The sequence below is a fragment of the Pleomorphomonas diazotrophica genome (assembly GCF_002844595.1).
In the GTDB taxonomy this organism is placed as follows: Bacteria; Pseudomonadota; Alphaproteobacteria; order Rhizobiales; family Pleomorphomonadaceae; genus Pleomorphomonas; species Pleomorphomonas diazotrophica.
Genome location: NZ_PJNW01000003.1, coordinates 56,806 through 82,417 on the forward strand (window position 1 = coordinate 56,806; position 25,612 = coordinate 82,417).

The following is a 25,612-nucleotide window of genomic DNA, read 5'->3' on the forward strand; positions in this document are numbered from 1 at the left end:
GCAAACGCGTCACCCGGAAAGAACAACAAGGTGGAGGACACAATGGACAGACGGACATTTCTCGCGGGAAGCCTGGGCGTTTCCCTCGTACCCTTCATGAGCCGATTGGCTTTCGCTGCCGGCAAGCCGGTGACGTGGTGGTATGAAAGTGCCGCGCCGGCGCAGCAGGAGGCCATCGCCAAGGTGCTGGTCGGCGGCTTCAATGCCGCTCATCCCGATTACAGTCTGACGGTCGACTATCGCGGTTCCGAACTCGACAAGCAGATGCGCGTAGCGCTCCTGTCCGGCAACGGCCCCGATGTGGTCTACACCGCCGGTCCGAGCTATGTGGCGCCGATGGCCCGCGCCGGCCAGTTGCTGGCGCTCGACGACTATGCCGAGAAGCTCGGCTGGAACAAGCGCATCCTGCCGGTCTTCCTGGAAATGGGCAAATATGACGGCAAGCTCTACGCCGTGCCCAAGACCTACGAAACGCTAGGTCTGTTCTACAACAAGGCCGTGCTCGAAAAGAACGGCTGGAAGGCACCGACCACGCTGGCCGAGATGGAAGCGCTGGCCGACGAGGCTCTCAAGGCCAAGCTCGTACCCTTCGCATCCGGCAACGCCGGCTGGCGCGGCAACAACGAGCATTACGTCACCATCGCCTTCAACTCGATCGCCGGGCCGGAGAATGTCTATAAGGCGCTCAAGGGCGAAATCCCCTGGACGGCCGAGCCCTTCGTGGCGGCCATCAACAAGCTGAACGACTGGTGGCAGAAGGGCTATTTCGGCCCTGACTATTTCTCGCTCGAGACCGAGCAGTTCTTCGCCCAGATGGCTGCCGGCAAGTCGCCGATGCTGCCGAGCGGCACCTGGCACTTCCAGTACATCCAGTCCTACTTCAAGGACAACGCCGACCAGTGCGGCTTCGTCGGCTTCCCGAGCGCCGACGGGCTCGGCGCCCCGGTCTACGCGCTGGGCGTCGGCTCGACCCTGTCGATCGCCGCAGCCTCGCAGAATCCCGACGGCGCCGCCGCCGCCATCGACTATGTCTTCTCGCCGGAGTTCTACGGCGCCATGAACTCCGTCTGGCAGGGCGAGTGGAACACGCCGCTCGAAGACCTCAGCATGGTCAAGATCAGCGACACGGTGCCGGCCCTCTATGCCGAGACCATGAAAACGCTGGCCGACGCGGTGGGCGACAACAAATACGGCTATACGTCCTGGACCTTCCTGCCGCCGGCCACCGACACGCAGCTCATCAACGGCATCGAAGAGGTCTGGCTCGGCCGGTCGACCGTCGCCGACTATCTCGCGCAGCTCGACGCCACGTTCCAGCAGGAAAAGGCGGAGGGCAAGGTGCCGGCTGTACCGGCCCGCTGACATCGGAGCGGCGTGTGTTCTTGTGAACGCCCGCCGTTCCATTCCCCGGTGTTCGCATCGTCTCGACGGGAGATCGGTTCCCGTGTTTCCGGACGGTGCCCCAGCTCGACGGATGGAAGCGGCTCCGGCCGCTTCCGCTCGCCGGAGACAATCCGCATGCATCGCCTCTATCTGATCCCGACGTTGCTCATCAACGTCGCCATCATCTTCATTCCCGCCGCGCTGACCATCGCGCTCGCCTTCTGCCGGTGGGACGGTATGGGCATACCTGTGTTCGTCGGGCTGGCCAACTTCCGCCAGCTCCTGGCCGACCGCGTGTTCTGGATGGCGCTCGGCAACAACGTGATCTGGACGGCCATCTTCCTCACGGTTCCGATCGCCATGGGGCTGCTCGCCGCAACCATGATGCTGGTCGCCCGCCGCGGCAGCGCCTTCTTCCAGGTCATCTATTTCCTGCCGATGGTGATCGCCACCGCCATTACCGCCCGTGTCTGGCAGGGCATGATCTATTCGCCCCTGACCGGCATCGCCGGCCTCATCACCCGCGCCGGTTTCCCGGTTCCCAACCCGCTGACCCAGACCTCGACCGCCCTTTACGGCATTGCCGTCGTCGACCTCTGGCACTGGTGGGGTTTCCTCTGCGTCATCTTCTTCGCGGCGTTGCGCCAGGTACCGCAGGAGCAGATCGAAGCGGCGCGCATCGAAGGCGCCAGCTTCTGGCAGATGCTGCGCTACGTTCTGCTGCCCGGCATCCGGCCGACCATCACGCTGATGATGATCATGACCATCATCTGGTCGTTCCTGGTGTTCGACTTCGTCTACATCCTGACCCAGGGCGGCCCGGCCTTCTCGAGCGAAGTACTGTCGACGCTGGCCTACCGCAGCGCCTTCTACGATCTCGCGGTCGGCAAGGCGGCCGCCGTCGCCGTGGTGATCAGCCTGTTCGGCCTTGCGACCACCGCCGTCTACATCCGCCTGCAGGCGAAGGAGTTCGACCAATGAGGCTGATCGAAAGCCGGACGACCTTCGTCCTCACCTACACGGCGCTGGCGATCCTCCTCTTGATCACCCTGTTCCCGATCGCCCTTCTGGTGCTCAACTCGCTGAAGCCGGCAACGCAGATCGTTCAGAGCCCGCTTGCCTGGCCGGAGGTCTACCGCTGGGACAACTTCGTCCGGGCCTGGAACGACGCCCGCTTCGGCACCACCATGCTCAACTCGGCGATGCTGGCGGCGCTGACCATCGTTCTGGTCTGCTCCACCGGCTCGCTCACCGCCTACGTGCTGGCCCGCCGCAAGATCAAGAGCTGGAAGATCGTCACCTTCTACCTGCTCGCCACGACAACGGCACCGATCCAGCTGTTCCTGTTCCCGCTCTACTTCGGCTTCGCCAAGCTCGGGCTGATCAACAATGTCTTCGCGGTGTCGCTGATCTACACGGCGATCTATTCGCCCTTCGCGGTGATGCTGCTCAGGACCTACTTCCTCGCCGTTCCCAAGGAGCTTGAGGAGGCGGCTCTGATCGACGGCGCCACCCACTGGCAGGTGTTTTCCAAGGTGATGCTGCCGATCGTCTCGCCCGGGATCCTAACCGTGGCGCTGATCATCGGCCTCTATTCCTGGAACGAGTTCCTGATCGCCACGACCTTCCTGCAGCGAACCGACCGTCTGACCGCCGTCGTCTCCTTCTTCCTGCTGTCCGGCCAATACACCTCCGACTGGGGTGAGATCATGGCCGCAGCCCTCATCATCGTGCTGCCGGTGATCGTCCTGTTCATCGCCCTGCAGCGCCGCTTCATCGAAGGCATGGCCGGCGGTTCGGTCAAAGGCTGAACCCCGCGTTCCCGCAACACCTACCGGAGAGTTCCGATGTCCCTCCCCTCCGACTATCTCGAACGCGTCTACGCCGGCGTCCTTGGCAAGCTGATCGGCGTCTACCTTGGCCGGCCCTTCGAGGGCTGGACCTATGCCAAGATCATGGAGAAGCTCGGCCCCATCGACTATTACGTCCATGAGCGGCTCGGCCAGCAGCTCGTCGTCACCGATGACGATGTCGCAGGCACCTTCACCTTCCTGCGGGCGCTCGAAGACTACGGCGTCTCCCCCGACCTCTCGTCGGAAGACATCGGCAAGGCCTGGCTCAACTATCTGATCGAGCACCGGTCCATCCTCTGGTGGGGCGGCAACGGCAACTCGACCGAGCACACTGCCTGGCTCAACCTCAAGCGCGGCATCGCCGCACCAGCCTCGGGTTCGATCGAAGTCAACGGATCGACGGTGGCCGAGCAGATCGGCGCCCAGATCTTCATCGACGGCTGGGCCATGGTGGCGCCGGGCCAGCCCGAGCTCGCCGCCCGTCTCGCCCGCGCCGCCGGCCGGGTCAGCCACGACGGCGAAGCCGTCCACGCCGCCGCGCTATGGGCGGCGATGGAAGCGGAAGCCTTCGTCTCCAGCGATGTCGATCATCTGATCGATACCGGCCTTTCGGTCGTCCCCAAGGACTGCCTGATCGCCCGGCTGATCGCCGACATCCGCCGCTGGCATTCTGAGAACCCCGACTGGCTGACGACGCGGCAGCTTATCCAGGACACTTATGGTTACGACAAGTTCCCAGGCAATTGCCATGTCGTGCCCAACCACGCGTTGATGATCATGGCGATCCTCTACGCACCGCACGACTTCCAGGCGGCGCAGCGCATCGTCAACACCGCAGGCTGGGATACTGACTGCAATGCCGGCAATGTCGGCTGCCTCTCAGGCCTGATGCTCGGCCTCGATGGCATCGAGGCCGGTCCCGACTGGCGCGGCCCGGTTGCTGATCGCCTTTTGATCTCGTCCGCCGACGGCGGCAACGGCATCAACGATGCGGTGCGCATCGCCTATTACGTCGCCAATCTCGGCCGAAAACTGGCCGGCGAAGCGCCGCTGCCCTCCCCCAAGGACGGCGCCCGCTTCCATTTCTCTCTGCCTGGCAGCGTCCAGGGTTTCCGGCCCGACGCGAGATCGAACGCCAACCCGGCGCTTCGCGTTTCCAATGCCGCCTTCGGTACGGGCCGGGCTCTGGAGATCGCCTACACCGCGCTTGCTCCGGGACAGGTGGCCGCCGCAACGACGCCGACCTTCGCGCCGCCGACCGTCACGGACATGCGCACCTACGAGCTGATGGCGACGCCGACCATCTATCCCGGGCAGATGGTGCGGGCGCGCGTGGTCGCGCCCAGAGAGAACTCGGGCGCCGTTGATGTGCGCCTGACGCTGAAGGTGTTCGGCGAGAAGGATCGTCTCAGCAATGTCGACGGCAAGCCGGTGAAGCTGGTTCCAGGCGCCGAGACGGTTCTGGAATGGCGCCTGCCCGAGTTCGATGGCCAGCCGATCGGCGAGGTCGGCATCGCCGTCACCACCCAGGCCCAAAGGGCCGACGGTCGCGTGCTCGTTGACTGGTTGCGCTGGGATGGTGCGCCGGAGGTCACGCTGCGCCGGCCGAAGGCGGACAGCGACTTCTGGCGCATGGCCTGGGTCAACGGCGTCAGCTTCTTCTCCAAGCTGTTCCCGCCGAGCTTCCGCATTTCCCAGGCGGTCGGCGAAGGCATGGTCAGCCACGGCACGCGGGAATGGACCGACTACGCTGTGAAGACCGACCTTACGGTTCATCTCGGCAGCTACGGCGGCCTCGCCGTCCGTGTCCAGGGCCTGCGTCGATACTATGGCATCCGCCTCGTTCGCGACGGCCGTCTGCAGATCGTGAGGGTTCGCGACGAGACCGTGACGGTACTGGCCGAGGCGCCCTTCGATTTCGCCTTTGAAAAGGCGGTACCGATGGAGATCCGGGTCCGCGACCGCGTCATATCCGCCTTGGCGGGAGGGATAAGTCTCGAAGCCCGCGACGACAGCGACACGGCTTTGACCGATGGCGGCATCGGTCTCGTCATCCATGAAGGTGCGCTGTCGACAGACTATGTCAGCGTGTCGGCCGCCTGAGACCGGACAAGGAGAAACAGCATGGCTTCGGTCTCGATCCGCGACGTGATGAAAGCCTTTGGCGCCGCCAAGGTGATCCACGGCGTGTCCGTCGACATCGCCGACGGTGAGTTCGTGGTGCTGGTCGGACCATCCGGCTGCGGCAAGTCGACGCTGCTCCGGATGATCGCCGGCCTCGAGGATATCTCGGGCGGCACCATCTCCATTGGCGGCCAGGTGGTCAACGACCTGCCGCCCAAGGCGCGCGACATATCCATGGTGTTCCAGAACTATGCGCTCTATCCGCATATGACGGTGGCGCAGAACATGGCCTTCTCGCTGACGCTGGCCGGAGCGCCAGCGGCTGAGAAGGAGCAGAAGGTCAATGCGGCGGCGGAAATCCTCGGCCTCACCCCGCTGCTCGACCGCTATCCGCGCCAACTGTCCGGCGGCCAGCGGCAGCGTGTCGCCATGGGCCGGTCGATCGTCCGCAACCCCCAGGTCTTCCTGTTCGACGAGCCGCTCTCCAACCTCGACGCCAAGCTGCGCGTCTCCATGCGCGCCGAGATCAAGGCGCTGCACCGGCGTCTCGGCACCACCACGGTCTATGTGACGCATGACCAGGTGGAGGCGATGACACTGGCCGACCGCATCGTGGTCATGCAGGCCGGCCGCGTCGAACAGGCGGGGGCGCCGATCGAACTCTACGATCGTCCGGAGAACACCTTCGTCGCCCAGTTCATCGGCTCCCCCTCGATGAACATCCTCCCGGGGCGGCGCCAGGGAAGCGGCATCATGCTCGAAAACGGCGGCATGGTCGCCGCTTCCCTCCCCTCACACATCGAGGAAGGGCGACGCATACTGGTCGGCAAGCGCCCCGAGAACATCCGCCTCGCGGACACCGGCGGCCTTTCGGCCACCGTCAAGGTGGTCGAGCCGACGGGGTCGGAGACCTATGCCGTGTTCGATATCGGCGGCGAGGAGGTGGTCGGCCTGTTCCGGGAACGTGTCGAGCTTCACGAGCAGCAGACGGTGCGCCTGTCGTTCGACGATGGCCCGCTCCATCTGTTCGATGCGGAGACGAAACGCCGTCTGCCCGATTGAGCGAATGCCGGAGGACCGCGCCGATCCACCGGCAGAGTCCCGCCTAAAGCCGCCAGCCGGTGCCGACGTCGAAGAAGGACGCCTTCTGGATGTCGATGGTGACCGGGAAGGTGCTGTCCGCCTCGCAGCCGTCGTCCTGCCCCACGAGATGCGACAGGCTGATGCCGTCGAAGGTGGACCAGGCGAGAATGCTGCTGCCCATGGGCTCGATCAGCGACACCTTTCCTTCGATGGCCTGCGCCTCTCCCTTGGCGGGGAGGATGTGTTCCGGGCGGAGGCCGAGCACGGCTGGCCGGCCGCTCTCGATCTTCTGGGCGAAGGGATAACGGCTGACATCCAGACGGAAGTCGCCGGCCACAAAGACCAGACGATCGCCATCGGCGACGATCTTCCCCTCGACCTTGTTCATCGCCGGCGAGCCGAGGAAGCTGCCGACGAACTCGTTGGCCGGCTTGTTGTAGACGTTGAGCGGCGTGTCGAGCTGCTGGATGATGCCATCCTTCATGACCGCGATGCGATCGGCGAGCGTCAGCGCCTCGATCTGGTCGTGGGTCACGTAGATCATGGTCGACTTCAGCGTCTTGTGCAGTTTCTTGATCTCAAGGCGCAGCTCGGCGCGGAGCTTGGCGTCGAGATTGGACAGTGGCTCGTCGAACAGGAAGATGTCGGCATCGCGCACCAGGGCGCGGCCGATGGCGACGCGCTGACGCTGGCCGCCGGAAAGAGCCGACGGCTTGCGGTCGAGCAGATGGGTGATCTGCAACAGGTCGGCCGCCCATTTCACCTTCTTCTCGATGATCGCCCGGTCGATGCCGGCGATGCGCAGGCCGAAAGAGAGGTTCCGCTCGACGCTCATGGTCGGATAGAGCGCGTAGGACTGGAACACCATGCCGATGCCGCGGTCCTTGGGATCGGTCCAGGTGACGTCCTTGTCGTTGAACAGGATGCGGCCGCCGCTGACGTCGGCGAGGCCGCCGATGGCGCTCAGAAGCGTCGACTTGCCGCAGCCGGACGGCCCGAGCAGCACGAGGAACTCGCCGTCCTCAATCGTCAGGTCGAGGTTCTTGACGATCGGCACATTGCCGTAGCTGATCTCGAGGTTTTGCAGGGAAACTGAACTCATGGCTTAACCCTTCACGGCACCGGAGGCGATGCCGCGCACGAACCAACGGCCGGACACCAGATAGACGGTGAGTGGCACCAGCGAGGTGAGCACGGTTGCCGCCATGTTGACGTTGTAGGCGCGCTCGCCGGTGGTGGTGTTGACGATGTTGTTGAGCTGGACGGTCATCGGCAGGTTCTCGCGTCCCGCAAAGACGAGGCCGAGCAGGAAGTCGTTCCAGATGGCCGTCACCTGCATGATCACCGCGACGATGGCGATCGGCACCGACATCGGCAGGATGATCGAGATGAAGATCTTCCAGAAGCCGGCGCCGTCGATGCGCGCCGCCTTGAACAGCTCGACCGGCAGGCCCGAGTAGTAGTTGCGGAACAAGAGCGTCATCACCGGCATGCCGAAGATGATGTGTGTAATGACGATGGCGGGCAGCGAACCGTAGATGCCGGTCTGGGCGTAGAAGCGCACCAGCGGGTAGATGAATACCTGGTAGGGAACGAACGAACCGAGCAGCAGGCAGGCAAACAGCACGTTGGCGCCCTTCACCTTCCAGAAGGACAATGCATAGCCGTTGATGGCACCGAGCAGGATGGAGAAGATGACGCTCGGCACCAGGATCTTCACGGAGTTGCCGAAGCCAACCTGAAGCCCTGTGCATTCGAGCCCAGTGCAGGCCGACGTCCAGGCCTTTATCCAGGCATCGATGCTGAACTGTTGCGGCAGCGAGAAGATCAGGCCGAGGCGGATCTCATCCATGCTCTTGAACGATGTGACGAGCATCACGTAGAGCGGCAGCAGGAAGAACAGCGCAAGGACGCCGAGGAAGGCGTAGATGCCGATGCGCCCCCAGACCTCCTGATAGGTGAGCGGACGCTTGGTGGCGGTGGACCGTTTGGACATCACGACGCCCTCCCGCTCTTCCGGAAATACTGAGAGTAGATGACGGGCGCCATGACCAAGAGAACGGTGACGAGCATCACCGTCGATGCCGCCGTGGCGAGGCCGATGTTGGCGCGCTCGAACAGATTGTCCATGATGAACTTGGCCGGTACTTCGCTGGCCGTACCGGGGCCGCCGTTGGTCATGGCGACGACCACGTCGTACATCTTGACGATGCTGATCGACAGCAGGACGAGCGAGGTGATGATCATCGGCCGGAGCATCGGCAGGACGATCGAGAGGTAGACGCGCCAGGTCGGGATGCCGTCGATCCGCGTCGCCCGCCAGATTTCGGTGTCGACGCCGCGCAGGCCGGCAAGGATCAGCGCCATGACGAGGCCGGAGCCGTGCCAGACTGTGGCGACAATGACGGCGTAGAGCACCATCTTCGGGTTGACCACCCAGTCGAGGACGAAGCCGGTGAACCCAAGCCCATGCATGGTGTGCTGGATCCCGAGATCCGGGTTGAGGACCCACTGCCAGACGAGGCCGGCCACCACGAAGGACATGGCATAGGGATAAAGGAACACGGTGCGGAACAGGCTTTCGCCGCGCACGTTCTGATCGATGAAGATCGCCAACAGGCAGCCGAGCGCAAAGCAGATCAGCAGGAAGAAGAAGGCGATTATGACGAGGTTGCCGAGCGAGGTCAGCCAGCGCGGCGTATCGAACAGGGTGAAGTACTGGGTGAGGCCGACGAAATCGTTCTTGGGAAGCAGCTTCGAGCTCGAGAACGACAACCGGACCGACCAGGCCATGGTGCCGAGATAGGCGAAGATGACGACGACGGCCATCGGTAACAGGGCTATGTAGGCAACGAGGTTGCGCTTCACATGCCGGGTAAGTTCGGCTCCCACATGCTCCTCCCTATGTGAATGACGGGAAGACGGTAACCCGCCTTCCCGCGTCTTGAAGCAGGATCAGCCCTTGAGGGCCTTCTCGAACCGCTCGACTGCCTGATCGACGGTCATCGGCGTGTTCCACAGCTCGGTGACGATGTCCTGCACGGAACCATAGACCGACTCTTCCATCATCTGGGACGCATCGGGCGCCTGACGGGCCGGATCGGACATGATCTTCATGCCGAGCTGGGCGCAGGCGTCGAGGCTCGCCACGTCGACGTCAGAGCGGATCGGGATCGAGCCCTTCAGGTTGTTGAACTTCACCTGGACATCAGGCTGGGTCATGATCTCGACCAGCAGGTTCTGGGCCTTGACCTTCTCGGCATCATCGGTCTTCGGGAAGACGAAGACGTCGCCGCCGAGGACGTAGGGGGAGTCAGGGCGAAGGCCGGGAATGCAGCCATAGTCCTTGCCGATTTCCTTGTTGGCCTGCTTGAACTCACCCTTGGCCCAGTCGCCCATCACCTGGAAGCCGGCCTCGTTCTTGATCAGGAGCGCCGTGGTGTCGTTCCAGTTGCGTCCGGGCGAGGCCTGATCGACATAGGGCTTCAGGCTGATGAAGGTCTCGATGACCTTGCGGAACTCCGGCGAGCGGATCGCCGCCTCGTCCTTGTCGCCGTAGACGGACTTCCAGAGCGTGCCACCGCCGACATTGGTGAGCATGGCCGAGAACAGCGAGTTCTCCTGCCAGCGCTGACCGCCGAGGGCGAGCGGGGTGATGCCGGCCGCCTTGAGCTTGTCGAGGGCGGCAAAGAACTCGTCCATGGTTTCCGGCGGCTTCTCGACGCCGGCCTTGCTGAGGGCGGCGTTGGAGTACCAGATCCACAGGGGCATGTGGATGTTCACCGGCGCGGCGTAATACTTGCCGTCGACCTTGACCGCCTTGGCGATCGGCGCCGGCAGAACCTTGTCCCAGTTGTTCTTGGTGGCGACTTCATCAATGTCGTTGAGCAGTCCCTCGCCAATGATCTCGTGATACTGGCGCGAGGTGTTGAACAGCGCGGCCGTCGAGGGATCGCCCCCGACGATGCGGTTGATGGCGGCGCTACGGGCAGCCGAGCCACCGGCGACCGCGTTGTCCACCCACTTGCCGCCTGCCGCGTTGAAGGCGTCAGCGAAGACCTTGATGGCAGCGGATTCGCCACCCGACGTCCACCAATGGATGACCTCGGCGTTCAGCGGCTCCTGCGCCTTGGCAACGCCGGTTGCAGCCATAAGGGCGATCGCCGACACGGCGACCATCTGTTTCATTCCGATCATGGTTCCTCCCAAACGGATTAGCCAAGGCGCCCATAGGGCAAACTTGGATGTCCAACGGCTCCCGATCCAAAAGTGGGATCGGTTCCATTTTTGAACTTAAAGTCTTGATTTTGTCAATGCCGCTTGCGAGAAAAGCTGTGTCGGGAAAACACGCAATCGGTGGGATTTTGATTTCTCCCATTTAAAAACAAAAGGGTAAATGATAGCGTGCTGGCTGTTCGGGTGATCGGAGTTGCGTGATGGCGACCGTTAAGGATGTGGCAAAGCTGGCTGGAGTGGGGTCAGGAACCGTCTCTCGATATATTTCTGGAACCGGTTCCGTCTCGCGCAAATCGGGCGAGAAGATCGCCCGCGCCATCGAACAGCTCAATTACCGTCCCAACAGCATGGCCCGATCGCTTTCTTCGCGCCGCTCGGATCTCATCGGCGTGTGGGTGCCGTCGCTGGAAGGCCCCTACTACCACATGATGATCCGGACGATCGAAAGCGCGCTTCGCTTGCAGGGCAAGCACATGATCCTTGCCAACGCCGAGGACGCGCAATCGAACGAGGATCGCCTCGCCCACCTCGACTACCTGATCAACCGCGACTGCGACGGCATCCTGATTTCGAGTTCGCTACAGAGCGAGTTTGAACTGGCGCGCTATGCCGAGAAATTTTCCAATCTCGTCGTCATGAACCATCATACGGACGAGCTGGCCGGGCGCTGCTTTTCCATTGATCATGATCTCGGCGGCCGGTTGGCAGCCCGGCATCTTGTCGAACTGGGCCACACTCGGGTTGCGACGATCACCGGCCGGCTTTCCGCGCTGGACGCCCGCCAGCGCCATGTCGCCTTTCTCGACGAGATGGCGAAACTCGGTCACCCGGTGGTTCCGGAACGCATCGTCGAAGGCGCGTTCTCCTATGCCGGCGGCGAACAGGCCGTTGCGGCGCTGCTTGCCTCAAGCGCCGACTATTCGGCCGTGTTCTGCGGCAATGACAAGGTGGCGATGGTGCTGATCGCCGAACTGCACAAGCGCAGTATCTCGGTGCCGGGCGACGTGTCGGTCATCGGCTACGACGACGTCGAGTTTACGCCCTACACCGCCCCTGCCCTCAGCACGATCCACGCGCCGATCGAAGAGATGAGTCAGTCGGCCTGTCATCAGCTTCTCAACCTCACCTACGGCCTCGAACTCCCTTACCAGGAGCACTTCGAGCCGTCGCTTTCGGTGCGGCAATCAACAGGATCGTGCAGCCTCCAGCTCGCCCAGTGCCCCGACGGGCGCATGGCGGTCTAGTCATTTGTATCGCATCGGATGATCCGAAAGCCGAAGGCACCTTTGGGTCCGATGCTCCAGCCGAATAGTCCCCTTCCGAGAGACAACGATGCCCTCCTTCATCGAAAACGGAACCCGGTTCCATCTGGACGATCCCAAGCTGGCTCCCAACTCCGCCGCCTATCTCTGGAACCGGCGGATGATGATCCAGATGAACTGCCGCGGATACGCGGTGAGCCAATACATGGACCCGGAGCCGCGCAAATACGCCCATCCGCCGATCATGCCCGGGCAGATCTTCATGCTGCCGGAGCAGGGCTATTACCCCAACCATCCCGGCCGCTTCTTCTACCTTCGCGACAACGACTCGGGCGCCCTGTTCTCAGCCCCGTATGAGCCGGTACGAGCCGACCTCGACCGTTTCGCCTTCGAGCCGGGCCTGTCCGACATCCGCTGGCTGATCGAGAAGGACGGCGTCAGGGTCGAGCTTTGCCTCGTCCTGCCGGTGGACGACGTCGCCGAGCTCTGGACGGTGAAGATCACCAACACCACGGCCAAACGGAAGAGCCTGTCCTTCGTGCCGTTCTTCCCGGTCGGCTTCATGTCCTGGATGAACCTGGGCGGACATTTCGACCCGGCTCTCAACGCGGTGGTCTGCACCTCCGTCACGCCCTATCAGAAGATCGAGCAGTATTTCAAAAACCAGCACCTCAAGGACATTACCTTCCTCACTGCCGACCGCCGCCCTGATCATTTCGAGGTGGCCCAACAGGCCTTCGAGGGCGAAGGCGGGCTGCATGCCCCCTCGGCGCTGGCCGACGGCGGTCACCTCCGCGGCGGCGAGGCCTATTACGAGATTCCGGCCTGCGTCATGCAGTGGGATCTCACCATCGCAGGCGGCGCGAGCGAAGACTTCCGCTTCGTGTTCGGGCCGGCAAAGGACAAGGCCGAGATCGCCGACCTCCGGGCGAAGTATATCGACGGCGACGTCGAACAGGTCCGCCGGGACGCCCACGCCTACGTGACCGAGGGGGGTCGCAGCTGCCTGGAGATCCAGTCACCCGACGACACCTTCAACCATTTCATCAATCACTGGCTGCCTCGTCAGGTGTTCTACCACGGCGACACCAACCGCCTCACCACCGACCCGCAGACCCGCAACTATCTGCAAGACGCGCTCGGTGTACTGTTCATCCGGCCGCAGACGACGCGTGAGGTGATCCTGCATGCCGTGAGCCAGCAGCATGTCAGCGGCAAGATGCCGGACGGCATTCTGCTGCGGCCCGATGCCGAGCTCAAGTACATCAACCAGGTGCCGCATACCGATCACGGCGTCTGGCTGGCGATCACCGTCAAGGCCTATCTCGACGAGACTGGCGACCATTCCATCCTGGATGAACAGGTTGCCTGGACCGACGACCCGACGCCGGCCACCATCCGCGAGCATGTGACGCGCGCCCTGCGCTTCCTGGCGGCGGCCGTCGACGAGCGGGGCCTGCCCTATATCGAGCAGGGCGACTGGTGCGACCCGATGAACATGGTCGGCTACAAGGGCAAGGGCGTTTCCGGCTGGCTGGCCGAGGCGTCGAGCTATGCCATGTCGCTGTGGTCGAAGGTTTGCGCCGCCGAGGGTGACGAGGAGACGGCAAGCTGGCTGAAGTCGGAAGCCGCTGCGTTGGTCGACAGCATCAACCGCCATCTCTGGGACGGCGACTGGTATGGCCGCGGCATTACCGACGATGGCGTGGTCTTCGGCATTTCGACCGACAAGGAGGGCCGCATCTTCCTGAACGCCCAGAGCTGGGCGCTTCTCTGCGGGGCGGCCGACGACGACCGCAAGGCACGCATGTTGACGGCGATCGACGAACAGCTGGTGACGCCGTTTGGGGTGGAAATTCATGCGCCGTCGTTCACGGCCATGCGGGAGGATATCGGCCGCCTGACCCAGAAGTGGCCCGGCGCTGCCGAGAACGGCGCCGTCTACAACCACGCCGCCGCCTTCTATGCCGCCTCGCTCTACCATGTCGGTGAAGGCGACAGAGGCTTCCAAGTGCTGCGCGCCATGCTGACCGACCCGGAGCGGGCGGACATCGCCACGCGCGGGCAGCTGCCGCTCTACATCCCGAACTATTATCGCGGCGCCTATCGGCAGTTCCCGCGCACCGCCGGCCGTTCCAGCAACCTGTTCAACACCGGCACGGTCGCCTGGGTTTATCGGGCAGTGATCGAGCAGCTCTGCGGCGTGCGTGGCGAAGGTGACGGAGCGGTGATCGCCCCGCAGGTTCCCTCGTCCTGGCAGACCCTCAACTTCACCCGCCGCCTGCGCGGCGCGACCTTCAACGTCGTCTTCTCGCGCGAGGATGGCCTTGCCAAGCAGATCGTCGAGATCGACGGCCAATGCGTCGAGAGTGGACGGCTTGCCGCAATCGAAGCCGGCCGTATCTATGAGGTAAGGGTGAGAAGCCCTCGCTGAGATAGGCCGGGAGGAACCGATGATCGTTATCGTCATGGGGGTATCGGGGGCGGGAAAGACCACCGTCGGCGAGTTGCTCGCCGATCGGATGGGCTGCGGCTTCTCCGACGCCGACGATTTCCACCCCGCCGCCAATGTCGAGAAGATGCGGGCAGGGATTGCGCTTACCGACGACGATCGCTGGCCGTGGCTGAAGGCGCTCCGGCAGGCCATCGAAGACTGGCAGGCTGCCGGAGAAAGCCGTGTCATCGCCTGTTCGGCCTTGAAAGATGCCTATCGGGACGTGCTCTCGCCGCGTGACGACGTTGTCTTCGTCTACCTCAAGGGCGATACCGAGACGATTGCCTCCCGGCTCAAAGCCCGCAAGGGCCACTATATGAACCCCAACTTGCTGACGAGCCAGTTCGCCGCTTTGGAAGAGCCTGCCGACGCCGTCGTAGTTGACATTGCCCCGCCGCCGGCGACTGTTGTCGACAACATCACGGCCCAGCTCGACGCACGCGGATTTCATCAGGAAAAGAGACCGACATGACCGTTCGCTCCATCGTCGCCGACGTCACCGAGCGCATAGAGCGACGCAGCCGAGCAAGCCGCACCGCCTATCTCGATGATATCGAAAGGGCGCGCGAGGCGATCCGCGCCGCCGGCCCGGCGCGCCACCGTCTGCCCTGCTCCAACCTGGCGCATGGTTTCGCCGCCTGTCCGGCCGACGACAAGCAGCGTCTGACCGGCACCGAGGCCATCAACCTCGGCATCGTCACCACCTACAACGACATGCTCTCGGCGCACCGGCCTTATGAGCGCTATCCGGAGCTGATCCGCGAGGAAGCCCGCCGGCTCGGCGCAGTCGCCGAGGTGGCCGGTGGAGCGCCCGCCATGTGCGACGGAATCACGCAGGGCCGTACCGGCATGGAGTTCAGCCTGTTCTCGCGGGACGTCATCGCCATGTCGACGGGAATCGCCCTGTCGCATGACATGTTCGATGCCGCGCTGATGCTGGGCATCTGCGACAAGATCGTTCCCGGCCTGGTCCTGGGTGCGCTGGCCTTCGGTCACCTGCCAACCGTGTTCGTCCCCTCCGGCCCCATGCCGACCGGCCTCGGCAATGCCGAGAAGAACGCCGTCCGTCAGGCCTATGCCGCCGGCACCGCCACCGAGGCCGATCTTCTGGAGGCAGAGGCGAAATCCTATCATTCGCCGGGCACCTGCACCTTCTTCGGGACGGCCAACACCAACCAGATGCTGATGGAGATCATGGGGCTGATGCTGCCTGGTTCGGCCTTCGTGGCACCCGACACGCCGCTGCGCGACGCACTGACCCGCGCCGCCGTGGCTCAGGCCGTCGCCATCGCCGGAACGGGCGACAACAGCCTGCCGATCGGCCGGTTGCTCGACGCACGCAGCTTCGTCAATGGCATCGTCGGCCTCAGCGCCACCGGCGGTTCGACGAATCTCACCATCCACCTGATCGCCATGGCGCGCGCCGCCGGCCTCATCGTCGATTGGGACGATTTCTCGGCGCTGTCGGCCGCAACGCCGCTGCTGGTCCGCGCTTATCCCAACGGCAAGGCCGACGTCAACGGCTTCCGAGACGCCGGCGGCGTCCCCTTCCTGGTGCGCGAGCTGAGGCGGGCCGGCCTATTGCACGACGACGCCCAGACCATTCTGGGTACCGGCCTCGCGCCCTACGAGTGCACGCCCGAGCTCGACGCCACGGGCACCCTGGTGTTCGCCGAAACGCCGCTTGTGAGCGCCGACGACAGCGTGGTTCGTTCGATCGATACTCCCTTCCAGCCGACCGGCGGCATCAACCTTCTGACCGGCAATCTCGGACGCGCGGTGATCAAGTCGTCGGCCGTCGCCGTCGAGCATCAGACGGTCGAGGCACCGGCGCGCGTCTTCGCCTCGCAGGAGGCGTTCTTGTCGGCTTTCAAGGCCGGGCTCGACGAGGATTTCGTCGCCATCGTCCGCTTCCAGGGACCGCAGGCCAACGGCATGCCGGAACTTCACAAGCTGACGCCGGCGCTCGGCCTGCTGCAGGACCGAGGGCGCAAGGTGGCTCTCGTCACCGACGGCCGCATGTCCGGCGCCTCCGGCAAGGTGCCGGCCGCCATCCACGTGACGCCGGAAGCGGCGCGCGGCGGGCCGATCGGCCGTGTTCAGGATGGCGACATCGTCAGGCTCGACGTGGCGACCGGTCGCTTGGATGTGCTGTTGCCGCAGGACGAGTGGGACAGCCGGCGCCAAGCCGTTGCGGAACCCGGCATCGAAGGCAGTGACCGTCGCTTGTTCGGCGTATTGCGGCGAGCAGTTGGCACGGCCGAGGAAGGGGCGACGGCTCTCGGCTGACGAAGACGGTCGCCCATTTCCGAGCGAAGCAGGAGGCGGCTATGAGCGCGGATGAGATCGTACAGTCCTATCGGGACTACATCGCCTGCCTGAACTGCCGGGACTGGGCCGGATTGGACCTCTTCGTGCACGAGGATGTTCGACACAACGGCCGTTTGCTGGGCCTGTCCGGCTATTCAGCGATGCTACAGGGAAATGTCCGCGACATTCCTGACCTAACCTTCGAGATCGGGACGCTGGTCTCCAACCCGCCTCAAATAGCAGCTCGCCTCCTGTTCGACTGCACGCCGACGGGCGTTTTCATGGGCCTGCCGGTCAATGGCCGAAGGGTCGCCTTCGCCGAGCATGCTTTCTATGAGTATCGCGACGGCAAGATCTGGGATGTGACGTCGGTGATCGACAAGGCAGCCGTCGAAGCACAGCTCTGAACTCAGTCGTTATCCGTCTTTCTGTTCGGCAAAGGCAGTGCGGGCCGCGTCGATACGCGCCGCGTTCGTCACAACCCATTCGGCGAGCGATCGCACCGGTATCAGGAAATCCCGGCCGAGATCGGTGAGCGCATATTCCACCTGAGGCGGCTTGGTTGGCGTCACGGTACGGGACACAAGGCCGCTTTCTTCGAGATCCTTCAGCGTGGACGTCAGCACCTTCTGGCTGATCTCGCCCACCTCTCGCCGTAGCGCGTTGAAGCGGAGCGGTCCGCGTCCCAGTACCCGCACGACCAGCACCGTCCACTTGCCAGCAAACTGCGACAGCATATGGCTGATGAGTACGCATCGGTCAGTTTCAGCCTGATGGCGTGATGTGTCCAACATGCACCTACCTCCTCTCACCCGATTGCAGCCGAACCTCCTTCGGAACCTATTGGGCAGAACGTGGTTCGTGGTCCGAGTAAGTTGGGCGGTATCTGCCGGGTGACCTGGTGCCCCGAAGGTGCCTCCTTGCCAAGCTGCAAACAAGTCGCAATCTAGTTACCTATTGATACCAGCCAGCGAGACACCACCATGACGTTCATTCCTCGGATTGCCCTCATCGTCGGCTCTACCCGGCCGACCCGCTTTGCCGACAAGCCAGCGCAGTGGATGCTGAAGCAAGCTCAGGCTCGCGATGACATGGAGGTCGAACTGGTCGACCTGCGCGATTTCTCGCTGCCCTTCTTCGCCGAGAAGGCCTCGAACATGTGGGCGCCCAGCCAGTCCCCCGAAGCCGTCCGGTGGCAGCAGACGATCGGCCGCTTCGATGGCTATATCTTCGTTGTCGCCGAGTACAATCGGTCCATCACCGGTGCGCTCAAGAACGCCCTCGACCAGGCTTATGTCGAGTGGATACGCAAGCCGTTCACGGCCATCGGCTACGGGAGTGTCGGTGGTGCCCGCGCCGTCGAACATTTGCGTCTGATCGGAATCGAGTTGCAGATGGTCCCCACCCGCAGCGCCGTCCACATTGGCGGCGTCGACTTCATGTCCGTGTCGCCGATGGGCGCGAACAAGCCGATCGAGGATATCGAAGCCAACCTATTGCCATCCGCGAAGGCGGCGCTCGACGATCTGGTCTGGTGGGCCAGGGCGACGAAGGCCGCAAAAGCCGGCTGACGGCAGACCGTCGGCAGAGAAGATCCTGACGTAGCCAACACGGAAAGCCATCGGTCGCAAAGAAAACGCGACCGGTGGCTTTTCGGCCCTGAGCGAAAGGAGCTCCCTCCATGGCATCTTTTCCACCAAACACCGGCACCGCTCGGACGACCGACACTGCCGAGACGAACAAGGCCATCGTGCGCCGTGCCTTTGAGGAATGGGCCAACGGCGGCACCCGCTTCTTCGACATTCTCGATGACAAAGCCAAATGGACGATCGCCGGGTCCGGGACGTCCGCACAGACCTTTCACGACCGCAATGCTTTCCTGGCCGGCGGATACGGACCGATCGCCGATCGGTTCGCCACGCCGATGAAGCCGGAAGTGTTGGGCATCTATGCCGACGGCGACGAGGTGATCATCCGCTGGGACGGTGCGGCCGAAATGAAGGATGGCCAGACCTATCGCAACAGCTACGCCTGGTTCTTCCGCATGCGGAGCGGGAAGGTCATCGAAGCCACCGCCTTCCTCGACCTGCCAACCTACGACGCTGCGCTGGATGGCAAGCCCTTGCCACCCTGGCCGACCATCTGACCTCACATAACGTCTGGAGGAACGAAACGATGAGTAACGTCCCCATACGCATCGGTCTCGCGACCGACCTTACCGGTCCCTATCAGTCCGTGGACGGCCCTGCCGGAGCCGACGCGATCCGCATGGCGATCGAGGACATCGGTGAAGTCGCCGGCCGCTCCGTTGAACTCGTGCTCGGCGATCATCGCAATGACGAGGCCGAAGCCGCCCGGATCGCCCGGCAATGGTATGGCGAAGATGGCGTCGACATGGTGATCAGCGGCGTCAACTCCGACACCAGCCTTGCCATGACCACCGTGGCCGCCGAACATGGCAAGCCGATCTTCGTTGTCGGCGCGGGCACGTCGGTGCAAACCCGCGAACGCGCCGCGCCATCCATCATTCAATATGCCTACAGCACGGTGGCGCTCGGCACGGTGCCTGGGCTGGCGCTGACCCGGCAGGGCCTGAAGCGCTGGTTCTTCATCACTGCCGAGTATCCTTTCGGTCTTGAGCTCGAAGCGCACGGCTCCCAAGCGATCAAGGCCGCCGGCGGCACCGTGGTCGGATCTGTTCACAATCCGCATGGAGCGGACGATTTCACACCCTATATCGAAGCTGCCCGCGATAGCCAGGCCGACGTTCTCGGTCTCGCCAATGGCCACGCGGAACTTCTGAAGGCTATGGCGGCAATGGACCGGATGGGCCTTGGCGACAAAATGAAACTTGTCGGCCTGCTGACCTTCATCGACGACATCCACGAGATGGGTCTCGAGCGGGCTCAAGGCCTCTATTTTGCCGACAGCTGGTTCTGGACACGTGACGCAGACTCCCGCGCCTGGGCCGAGCGCTTCCACGCCCGGCAGGGGCGGATGCCTTCGTCCCTGCAAGCCGCCGACTATTCGGCTGCCTTTCAATATCTGAAGGCCGTGGCTGCCGTTGGGAATACGGATCCCCAAGCAGTCGTCCTGCAGCTCCGCCGTACGACGCTCAACGACATATATGTGAAGGATGGTCGCATTCGGGAAGACGGTAGCATGCTCCACGACATTTACCTGCTGCGTGCCAAAGCACCAGGGGCATCGCAAGGAGAATGGGACGTCTACGATCTCGTCGCGACGGTTCCAGGCGAGGAAGCCTTTCCTGAGGAATGATCATGCAGCGTCTCGCCGGTCAGTAGCCGAGTTCGTGCGAGACGCTGGCGCCGATCGTTTTCAGCTGTTCGATGAATGACTTGAACTCGTCCATCGATACATTCTCGACCACGGTCGAGATGGAGATGGCAGCAACGAGTTTGCGGTCATGCCCCCAGACGGGAACGGCCGCGCAGCGGCAACCCCGGACATTTTCCTGCTCGTCGACGGCGAAGCCGTCCGAGCGCACCTTGGCGAGCGCCGCCTCGTACACGGCGCACTCCGTGATGGTGTTTTCGGTCGAGCTGGCAAAATCATAGCCATCGAGGGTCTTGCCGATGACGGCAGGCGACTGGAAGGCCAGCAGCACTTTGCCGATGGCCGTCGTGTGGATCGGCATGCGCCGGCCAATGCGAGAGTAGACAATGATCGATCGCGTCCCCTCGACCTTGTCGACGTAGACGCCCGACTTGCCATCGAGTACGCCTAGATGGACCGTCTGGCCGGTTTCCTCTGACAGTTTCTCCAGATAGGGCCTGGCGACGGCGATAAAGTCGCGCGAGCGCTGGACGAGATAGCCCCGCTCAAGCAGCTTCACGCCGAGACGATACGGGGCATTGGCCTCCGTCTGCTCGATATAGCCCTGGGCCTGCAAGGTCTTCAGGAGCGAATGCAGGGTGCTCTTGTGCAGCCCCGTCTGCTGGCTGATCTCGGCCAGGTTGAGCTCGACCTTCTGCTCATTGAAGAGCTCGAGGATGTTAAGGGCGCGCTCCACAGCCTGAATCAGCGGCATTTCTCAACATCTCCAATGGCGGGATACGACCCTGCGATTCCCAGTTTCAGTTCGATTAGTGCGCCGGCGAGCGCAATCCAAGATCGGAAAGAAGACGAGGGCACCAGCCAGAGAGGCAAGGCCGACGTCGTCCCTCGTGCGGAGCCTTCCAGATTCCCATTTTCCGGCAGAGACATAGCCAACTCCCTCAATAGCCTCATCGCGGGAACCTCGTGATGCGTGTCTTTGCCTACACAGCATCCCGGATTTACCAACCCTTGTGCCGCCGTTAACGTACGACATTATAAAACATCGTTCTATAATGTAGAACGCCTAGGCATAAGGTTCAGGAGCTTCCGATGGTAGCAACGCGTTTCGAGGGCATCATTCCGCCGGTATCGACCATCTTCACCGAGGCGGGCGCTTTCGACCCGAAGGGTCAGGCTCTGGTGATCGAGAAGCTGGTCGCCGCCGGAGTGGATGGCCTCTTCATCTGCGGCACCGGCGGAGAATTCTCCCAGATGACCACCGCCGAGCGAAAGACGGTGGCCGAATTCGCGGTGAAGCAGGCGGCCGGCCGCACCAAGGTGCTGATCGGTGTCGGCTCCAACAACCCGCGCGAAGCCATCGAACTCACCGTCCACGCGGAAGCGATCGGCGCCGACGGCATCGTTGCGGTCAATCCTTCCTACTGGAAAGTCACCGAGCCCCGCCTTCTCAAGTACTTCACCGACATCGCCGCCGCGACCAAGCTGCCGGTACTGGTCTACAACATCCCCTTCCTGACCGGCCAGGACCTCACTCCCGCCTTTGTGAAATCGGTGGTCGAGGCGGCGCCCAATGTCGTGGGCATCAAGGAGACGGTCGACTCCATCGGCCACATCCGCGAGATGATCAATGTGGTCGGCGCCGTTCGGCCTGACTTCCAGGTATTTGCCGGCTATGACGACCATCTGCTGACCACCATGATGCTGGGTGGTGTCGGAGCCATCTCGGCGAGCGGCAACTTCGCGCCGGAACTCTCCATCGGTATCTTCAAGGCTTTCCGCGCCGGCGACTTCGCCAAGGCGGTGGAACTGCACAGCCGCCTGATCCGCCTTCCGTCGATGTACGGTCTCGACACGCCCTTCGTGAACGTGGTCAAGGAGGCGATGCGCCTCACCGGCGTCGACATCTCCACCTATTGCCTGCCGCCCGCCGGTCCGCTGGCCGCCGACAAGCTGGCCCGCCTTGCCGATCTGCTGAAGCAGGCCGGTCTCGCCAAATAATCAGAACCGTCGGAGGGAGGCCCCCATGTCCATCAAGGAAATCTACGACGAGAGCAACGAGGCCGTCTACGTCGCGGCGACCAATGCTCCCGGCCCCGCCGGCAAGCTGCCGCTGACGCCGGACATGCTGATCAACCGCCCGAGCGGCGACATCTTCGGCATGACGCTCAACGCCGGCATGGGCTGGGAGCCGGAGAAGCTCAACGGCAAGGAAGTGCTGATCATCGGCATCACCGGCGGCATCCGCGGCGCCGATGGCAAGCCGGTCGCCCTCGGCCTCCACACCGGCCATTACGAGACGCCGCTTCAGTTCGAGGCGGCGGCGCGTGAGGTCGCCAAGGCCGGCGGCGTTCCCTACGCTGCCTACGTCAGCGATCCCTGCGACGGACGCACGCAGGGCACCACGGGCATGTTCGACTCCCTGCCCTACCGCAATGATGCCGCCATCGTCTTCCGCCGGCTGATCCGCTCGACGCCGGTGCGTAAGGCGGTGATCGGTCTTGCAGCCTGCGACAAGGGCCTGCCGGCCCTTATGATGGCGCTAGCCGCCCAGCGCGATCTGCCGACCATTCTCGTTCCCGGCGGCGCCACGCTGATGCCGACCAAGGGCGAGGATGCCGGCAAGGTGCAGACTATCGGCGCCCGCTTCGCCAACGGCGAACTGACACTGGACGAAGCGAGCGAGCTCGGCTGCCGCGCCTGTGCCTCCGCCGGTGGCGGTTGCCAGTTCCTCGGCACGGCCGGCACGTCGCAGGTGATCTCCGAAGGTCTCGGCCTCGCTCTGCCGCACTCGGCGCTGTCGCCGTCCGGCCAGCCGGTCTGGCTGGAAGTCGCCCGCCAGTCGGCGCGGGCGGTGCTCCAGCTCGAAGAGCGTGGCATCACGACCAAGGACATCGTGACGTCGAAGGCCATCGAGAACGCCATGGTGGTGCATGCCGCCTTCGGTGGCTCGACCAACCTGCTGCTGCACCTGCCGGCCATCGCCCATGCGGCTGGGCTGCCGATGCCTTCAGTCGACGACTGGACGGCGGTGAACCGGCGCGTGCCGCGCCTCGTCAGCGTCATTCCCAACGGGCCGGTCTATCACCCGACCGTTCGCGCCTTCATGGCCGGCGGCGTGCCTGAGGTGATGCTGCATCTCAGGGCGCTGGGGCTTCTCAACCTCGACGTTCTCACCGTGACCGGTGAGACGCTCGGCGCCAACCTCGATTGGTGGGAAACCTCAGAACGCCGCCGCCGCTTCCGCGACATGCTCGAGAAGCAGGATGGCGTCAGCCCCGATGACGTGATCATGCCGCCCGCCAAGGCGGCGGCGCGCGGCCTCACCTCCACCATCACCTTCCCGGTCGGCAACATCGCGCCGGAAGGCTCCGTCATCAAGTCGACGGCCATCGATCCGTCGGTGATCGGCGAGGACGGCGTCTATCGCCACAAGGCCAAGGCCAAGGTGTTCGTGTCCGAGGTCGATGCCATTCATGCCATCAAGACCGGCAAGATCGTCGCCGGCGATCTGATGGTGCTGATCGGCGCCGGGCCGTCCGGCACTGGCATGGAAGAGACCTACCAGGTCACCTCCGCGCTGAAGCATCTCTCCTACGGCAAGCACGTGGCTCTGATCACCGACGCGCGCTTCTCCGGCGTGTCCACCGGCGCCTGCGTCGGTCACGTCGGACCGGAAGCGCTGGCCGGTGGTCCGATCGGCAAACTGCGCGACGGCGACGTCGTCGAGATGGTGGTCGATTGCCGCAAGCTGACGGGGTCGCTCAACTTCCTCGGCTCCGAGGAAAAGCCCGTCAGCCCCGAGGAAGGCGCCGCCATTCTGGCCGCCCGTCCGCCGCACCCCGATCTGGCGCCGCAAGACGAACTGCCCGACGACACCCGCCTCTGGGCGGCGTTGCAGGCGGCGAGCGGCGGTACCTGGCAGGGCTGCGTCTACGACGCCGACCGGATCATCGAAGTGCTGGAAGCCGGTCGCGCTGCGCTGGCCGCCAAGAAGAACTGACCAAGACCGGAGAAGAGGCAGCAACGCCCCTTCTCCAATAAAACTGCCGGCGCTCAGAGCTGGCATGTGGAGGGCACGGCGGCCGAGGGGGCCGGTCGTCCATCCGAACAACGCGGCAGGCCATAGGCACCGGAGCGGCACCCACCGATCCGGCGTGGGCGGTCTGTTGTCTTCGCCGGCCGCGCCGGCAACGCTAGCCAAATCAAGGGATGAGGAAATGCCTTTAGTTATCGTCGTGGCCGGCATCGTGCTGCTGCTGCTGTTGATCATGAAGCTGAAACTGAACACGTTCGTTTCATTGATCATCGTCTCCTTCTGCGTCGCGCTGGCCCTTGGTCTGCCGCTCGACAAGGTGGTGAAATCCATCGAGAGCGGCCTCGGCGGCACGCTCGGCCACATCGCCCTGATCTTCGGCCTCGGCGCCATGCTGGGCCGCCTGATCTCCGACGCCGGCGGCGCCCAGCGCATTGCCGTCACGCTGATTGAGAAGTTCGGCGAGAAGAACGTGCAGTGGGCGGTGGTCGTCGCCTCGTTCATCATCGGCATCGCGCTGTTCTTTGAAGTCGGCCTGGTGCTGCTGGTGCCGATCGTCCTGACCATGGCCAAGCAGATGAAGCTGTCGCCGCTGCATCTCGGCGTGCCGATGTGCGCCGCGCTCCTGGCCACCCACGCCTTCCTGCCGCCGCACCCCGGCCCGACGGTCATCGCCGGCGAATATGGTGCCGATATCGGCCAGGTGCTGGTCTATGGCATTCTCATCGCCATACCGGCGGTGATCATCGGCGGCCCGATCTACAATGCCATCGCCAAGCGGATCGTACCGTCGGGCTTTGCCAAGAAGGCCGATCTCGATGCCATCGGCTCCTTCAAGACCTTCGACCTCGACAAGACGCCGGCCTTCGGCATTTCGGTGCTCACCGCCATGCTGCCGGTGATCATGATGTCGGCTGCCGCCATCATCGCGGTGATCCGCAGCGAAGCGGGCATCGCCGACAACACCGGTTTTGCCGTCATCCGCCTGGTCGGTGACGCCTCGGTGTCGATGGTGGTGTCGCTGTTGTTCGCCATGTGGACCATGGGCGTCAAGCGCAACATCCCGGTCAAGGACATCATGGCGTCCTGCACGTCGGCGGCGAGCCATATCGGCATGATGCTGCTGATCATCGGTGGCGGCGGCGCCTTCAAGCAGGTGCTGATCGACGGCGGCGTCGGCAAGTATGTCGCCGAGCTGTTCGCCGGCACCAACGCCTCGCCGCTGATCTTCGCCTGGGGTGTCGCCGCTCTCTTGCGCATCTCGCTCGGTTCGGCGACGGTGGCTGCCATCTCGACGGCTGGTCTGGTCATTCCCATGCTGGCGACGCACAACGTCAACCTTGCCCTGGTGACGCTGGCCACCGGCGCCGGTTCGGCGATCTGCAGCCACGTCAACGACGCCGGCTTCTGGATGTTCAAGGAGTATTTCGGGCTGTCGATGAAGGAGACCTTCGGCACCTGGACGGTTCTCTCGACGATCGTCTCGGTGCTCGGCCTGATCGGCGTTCTGGTTCTTGAAGGCTTCGTCGGCTGA

General features: G+C 63.7%; 22 protein-coding genes. 16 read left to right on the top strand and 6 right to left on the bottom strand.

What is annotated here, in order from left to right; all coding sequences use genetic code 11:
* Positions 1–42 precede the first annotated feature (42 nt).
* The 5 genes from CXZ10_RS07040 (at position 43) to CXZ10_RS07060 (ending at position 6,422) form a co-directional block, all read left to right on the top strand.
* Positions 43–1,362, top strand: coding sequence for an ABC transporter substrate-binding protein (locus CXZ10_RS07040; protein ID WP_101288438.1), 1,320 nt, complete (start codon positions 43–45; stop codon positions 1,360–1,362).
* Positions 1,363–1,518: 156 nt separating this feature from the next.
* On the top strand, positions 1,519–2,364 hold the full coding sequence (locus CXZ10_RS07045; protein WP_101288439.1) for a carbohydrate ABC transporter permease: 846 nt from the start codon (positions 1,519–1,521) through the stop codon (positions 2,362–2,364).
* Entirely contained in the window at positions 2,361–3,194 is an 834-nt protein-coding gene (locus CXZ10_RS07050; RefSeq protein WP_101288440.1) for a carbohydrate ABC transporter permease, read from the top strand. Before CXZ10_RS07045 ends, CXZ10_RS07050 begins: the two co-directional genes overlap by 4 nt.
* Positions 3,195–3,230: 36 nt before the next feature.
* Positions 3,231–5,339: an ADP-ribosylglycohydrolase family protein gene (locus tag CXZ10_RS07055; RefSeq protein ID WP_101288441.1), complete on the top strand. Its 2,109-nt coding sequence runs from the start codon at positions 3,231–3,233 to the stop codon at positions 5,337–5,339.
* 21 nt (positions 5,340–5,360) lie between these two features.
* Positions 5,361–6,422, top strand: coding sequence for an ABC transporter ATP-binding protein (locus CXZ10_RS07060; RefSeq protein ID WP_101288442.1), 1,062 nt, complete (start codon positions 5,361–5,363; stop codon positions 6,420–6,422).
* A gap of 43 nt (positions 6,423–6,465) precedes the next feature.
* Here CXZ10_RS07060 and CXZ10_RS07065 read toward each other — a convergent pair whose 3' ends face one another.
* The 4 genes from CXZ10_RS07065 to CXZ10_RS07080 all read right to left on the bottom strand — a co-directional run bounded on the left by CXZ10_RS07065 (position 6,466) and on the right by CXZ10_RS07080 (position 10,640).
* Positions 6,466–7,545, bottom strand: coding sequence for an ABC transporter ATP-binding protein (locus CXZ10_RS07065; protein ID WP_101288443.1), 1,080 nt, complete (start codon positions 7,543–7,545; stop codon positions 6,466–6,468).
* 3 nt (positions 7,546–7,548) lie between these two features.
* A complete protein-coding gene (locus tag CXZ10_RS07070) occupies positions 7,549–8,439 on the bottom strand; it encodes a carbohydrate ABC transporter permease (RefSeq protein ID WP_210199866.1) in 891 nt (296 codons plus the stop codon).
* Complete coding sequence (locus tag CXZ10_RS07075; protein ID WP_244617137.1) at positions 8,439–9,335, bottom strand: carbohydrate ABC transporter permease; 897 nt, start codon at positions 9,333–9,335, stop codon at positions 8,439–8,441. The genes CXZ10_RS07070 and CXZ10_RS07075 overlap by 1 nt, the downstream gene beginning before the upstream one ends.
* Positions 9,336–9,398: 63 nt before the next feature.
* The gene (locus CXZ10_RS07080) at positions 9,399–10,640 is read right to left on the bottom strand and encodes an ABC transporter substrate-binding protein (protein ID WP_101288444.1); all 1,242 of its coding nucleotides are present in this window, start codon (positions 10,638–10,640) and stop codon (positions 9,399–9,401) included.
* Between the two features lie 239 nt (positions 10,641–10,879).
* On the opposite strand from CXZ10_RS07080, the gene CXZ10_RS07085 reads away from it, so the two are divergent.
* The 5 genes from CXZ10_RS07085 (at position 10,880) to CXZ10_RS07105 (ending at position 17,152) form a co-directional block, all read left to right on the top strand.
* Entirely contained in the window at positions 10,880–11,923 is a 1,044-nt protein-coding gene (locus tag CXZ10_RS07085; RefSeq protein ID WP_101288445.1) for a LacI family DNA-binding transcriptional regulator, read from the top strand.
* An 88-nt stretch (positions 11,924–12,011) separates the two neighbouring features.
* Positions 12,012–14,375, top strand: a complete 2,364-nt coding sequence (locus tag CXZ10_RS07090) for a GH36-type glycosyl hydrolase domain-containing protein (RefSeq protein ID WP_101288446.1) — start codon at positions 12,012–12,014, stop codon at positions 14,373–14,375.
* Positions 14,376–14,394: 19 nt separating this feature from the next.
* Positions 14,395–14,907: a gluconokinase gene (locus CXZ10_RS07095; RefSeq protein WP_101288447.1), complete on the top strand. Its 513-nt coding sequence runs from the start codon at positions 14,395–14,397 to the stop codon at positions 14,905–14,907.
* A complete protein-coding gene (gene edd / locus CXZ10_RS07100) occupies positions 14,904–16,724 on the top strand; it encodes a phosphogluconate dehydratase (RefSeq protein ID WP_101288448.1) in 1,821 nt (606 codons plus the stop codon). The genes CXZ10_RS07095 and edd overlap by 4 nt, the downstream gene beginning before the upstream one ends.
* A gap of 41 nt (positions 16,725–16,765) precedes the next feature.
* A complete protein-coding gene (locus CXZ10_RS07105; RefSeq protein ID WP_101288449.1) occupies positions 16,766–17,152 on the top strand; it encodes an ester cyclase in 387 nt (128 codons plus the stop codon).
* 9 nt (positions 17,153–17,161) lie between these two features.
* On the opposite strand, the gene CXZ10_RS07110 is transcribed toward CXZ10_RS07105, so the two are convergent.
* Positions 17,162–17,539, bottom strand: coding sequence for a winged helix-turn-helix transcriptional regulator (locus CXZ10_RS07110; protein ID WP_101288450.1), 378 nt, complete (start codon positions 17,537–17,539; stop codon positions 17,162–17,164).
* Positions 17,540–17,728: 189 nt separating this feature from the next.
* Here CXZ10_RS07110 and CXZ10_RS07115 point away from each other — a divergent pair, with 189 nt between their 5' ends.
* The 3 genes from CXZ10_RS07115 to CXZ10_RS07125 all read left to right on the top strand — a co-directional run bounded on the left by CXZ10_RS07115 (position 17,729) and on the right by CXZ10_RS07125 (position 20,024).
* Entirely contained in the window at positions 17,729–18,316 is a 588-nt protein-coding gene (locus CXZ10_RS07115) for an NADPH-dependent FMN reductase (protein WP_101288451.1), read from the top strand.
* A 110-nt stretch (positions 18,317–18,426) separates the two neighbouring features.
* A complete protein-coding gene (locus CXZ10_RS07120; protein ID WP_101288452.1) occupies positions 18,427–18,891 on the top strand; it encodes a nuclear transport factor 2 family protein in 465 nt (154 codons plus the stop codon).
* Positions 18,892–18,920: 29 nt separating this feature from the next.
* Positions 18,921–20,024 (top strand): ABC transporter substrate-binding protein, encoded by a 1,104-nt coding sequence (locus CXZ10_RS07125; protein WP_101288453.1) that lies wholly within the window; start codon positions 18,921–18,923, stop codon positions 20,022–20,024.
* 19 nt (positions 20,025–20,043) lie between these two features.
* Here the strand turns inward: CXZ10_RS07125 and CXZ10_RS07130 are convergent, their stop codons facing one another.
* The gene (locus tag CXZ10_RS07130; RefSeq protein ID WP_101288454.1) at positions 20,044–20,796 is read right to left on the bottom strand and encodes an IclR family transcriptional regulator; all 753 of its coding nucleotides are present in this window, start codon (positions 20,794–20,796) and stop codon (positions 20,044–20,046) included.
* Positions 20,797–21,134: 338 nt separating this feature from the next.
* Between CXZ10_RS07130 and CXZ10_RS07135 the strand changes: the two genes are divergently transcribed.
* The 3 genes from CXZ10_RS07135 to CXZ10_RS07145 all read left to right on the top strand — a co-directional run bounded on the left by CXZ10_RS07135 (position 21,135) and on the right by CXZ10_RS07145 (position 25,612).
* Positions 21,135–22,043: a dihydrodipicolinate synthase family protein gene (locus tag CXZ10_RS07135; protein WP_101288455.1), complete on the top strand. Its 909-nt coding sequence runs from the start codon at positions 21,135–21,137 to the stop codon at positions 22,041–22,043.
* 25 nt (positions 22,044–22,068) lie between these two features.
* The gene (locus CXZ10_RS07140) at positions 22,069–24,045 is read left to right on the top strand and encodes a YjhG/YagF family D-xylonate dehydratase (protein ID WP_101288456.1); all 1,977 of its coding nucleotides are present in this window, start codon (positions 22,069–22,071) and stop codon (positions 24,043–24,045) included.
* Positions 24,046–24,262: 217 nt separating this feature from the next.
* A complete protein-coding gene (locus CXZ10_RS07145) occupies positions 24,263–25,612 on the top strand; it encodes a gluconate:H+ symporter (RefSeq protein WP_101288457.1) in 1,350 nt (449 codons plus the stop codon).

What these genes read in the sequence shown, in the direction of transcription:
- CXZ10_RS07040 (WP_101288438.1), top strand. Translation starts at nt 43, where the DNA reads ATGGACAGACGGACATTTCTCGCGGGAAGCCTGGGCGTTTCCCTCGTA.
- CXZ10_RS07045 (WP_101288439.1), top strand. Translation starts at nt 1,519, where the DNA reads ATGCATCGCCTCTATCTGATCCCGACGTTGCTCATCAACGTCGCCATC.
- CXZ10_RS07050 (WP_101288440.1), top strand. Translation starts at nt 2,361, where the DNA reads ATGAGGCTGATCGAAAGCCGGACGACCTTCGTCCTCACCTACACGGCG.
- CXZ10_RS07055 (WP_101288441.1), top strand. Translation starts at nt 3,231, where the DNA reads ATGTCCCTCCCCTCCGACTATCTCGAACGCGTCTACGCCGGCGTCCTT.
- CXZ10_RS07060 (WP_101288442.1), top strand. Translation starts at nt 5,361, where the DNA reads ATGGCTTCGGTCTCGATCCGCGACGTGATGAAAGCCTTTGGCGCCGCC.
- CXZ10_RS07065 (WP_101288443.1), bottom strand. Translation starts at nt 7,545, where the DNA reads ATGAGTTCAGTTTCCCTGCAAAACCTCGAGATCAGCTACGGCAATGTG.
- CXZ10_RS07070 (WP_210199866.1), bottom strand. Translation starts at nt 8,439, where the DNA reads ATGTCCAAACGGTCCACCGCCACCAAGCGTCCGCTCACCTATCAGGAG.
- CXZ10_RS07080 (WP_101288444.1), bottom strand. Translation starts at nt 10,640, where the DNA reads ATGATCGGAATGAAACAGATGGTCGCCGTGTCGGCGATCGCCCTTATG.
- CXZ10_RS07085 (WP_101288445.1), top strand. Translation starts at nt 10,880, where the DNA reads ATGGCGACCGTTAAGGATGTGGCAAAGCTGGCTGGAGTGGGGTCAGGA.
- CXZ10_RS07090 (WP_101288446.1), top strand. Translation starts at nt 12,012, where the DNA reads ATGCCCTCCTTCATCGAAAACGGAACCCGGTTCCATCTGGACGATCCC.
- CXZ10_RS07095 (WP_101288447.1), top strand. Translation starts at nt 14,395, where the DNA reads ATGATCGTTATCGTCATGGGGGTATCGGGGGCGGGAAAGACCACCGTC.
- edd (WP_101288448.1), top strand. Translation starts at nt 14,904, where the DNA reads ATGACCGTTCGCTCCATCGTCGCCGACGTCACCGAGCGCATAGAGCGA.
- CXZ10_RS07105 (WP_101288449.1), top strand. Translation starts at nt 16,766, where the DNA reads ATGAGCGCGGATGAGATCGTACAGTCCTATCGGGACTACATCGCCTGC.
- CXZ10_RS07110 (WP_101288450.1), bottom strand. Translation starts at nt 17,539, where the DNA reads ATGTTGGACACATCACGCCATCAGGCTGAAACTGACCGATGCGTACTC.
- CXZ10_RS07115 (WP_101288451.1), top strand. Translation starts at nt 17,729, where the DNA reads ATGACGTTCATTCCTCGGATTGCCCTCATCGTCGGCTCTACCCGGCCG.
- CXZ10_RS07120 (WP_101288452.1), top strand. Translation starts at nt 18,427, where the DNA reads ATGGCATCTTTTCCACCAAACACCGGCACCGCTCGGACGACCGACACT.
- CXZ10_RS07125 (WP_101288453.1), top strand. Translation starts at nt 18,921, where the DNA reads ATGAGTAACGTCCCCATACGCATCGGTCTCGCGACCGACCTTACCGGT.
- CXZ10_RS07130 (WP_101288454.1), bottom strand. Translation starts at nt 20,796, where the DNA reads ATGCCGCTGATTCAGGCTGTGGAGCGCGCCCTTAACATCCTCGAGCTC.
- CXZ10_RS07135 (WP_101288455.1), top strand. Translation starts at nt 21,135, where the DNA reads ATGGTAGCAACGCGTTTCGAGGGCATCATTCCGCCGGTATCGACCATC.
- CXZ10_RS07140 (WP_101288456.1), top strand. Translation starts at nt 22,069, where the DNA reads ATGTCCATCAAGGAAATCTACGACGAGAGCAACGAGGCCGTCTACGTC.
- CXZ10_RS07145 (WP_101288457.1), top strand. Translation starts at nt 24,263, where the DNA reads ATGCCTTTAGTTATCGTCGTGGCCGGCATCGTGCTGCTGCTGCTGTTG.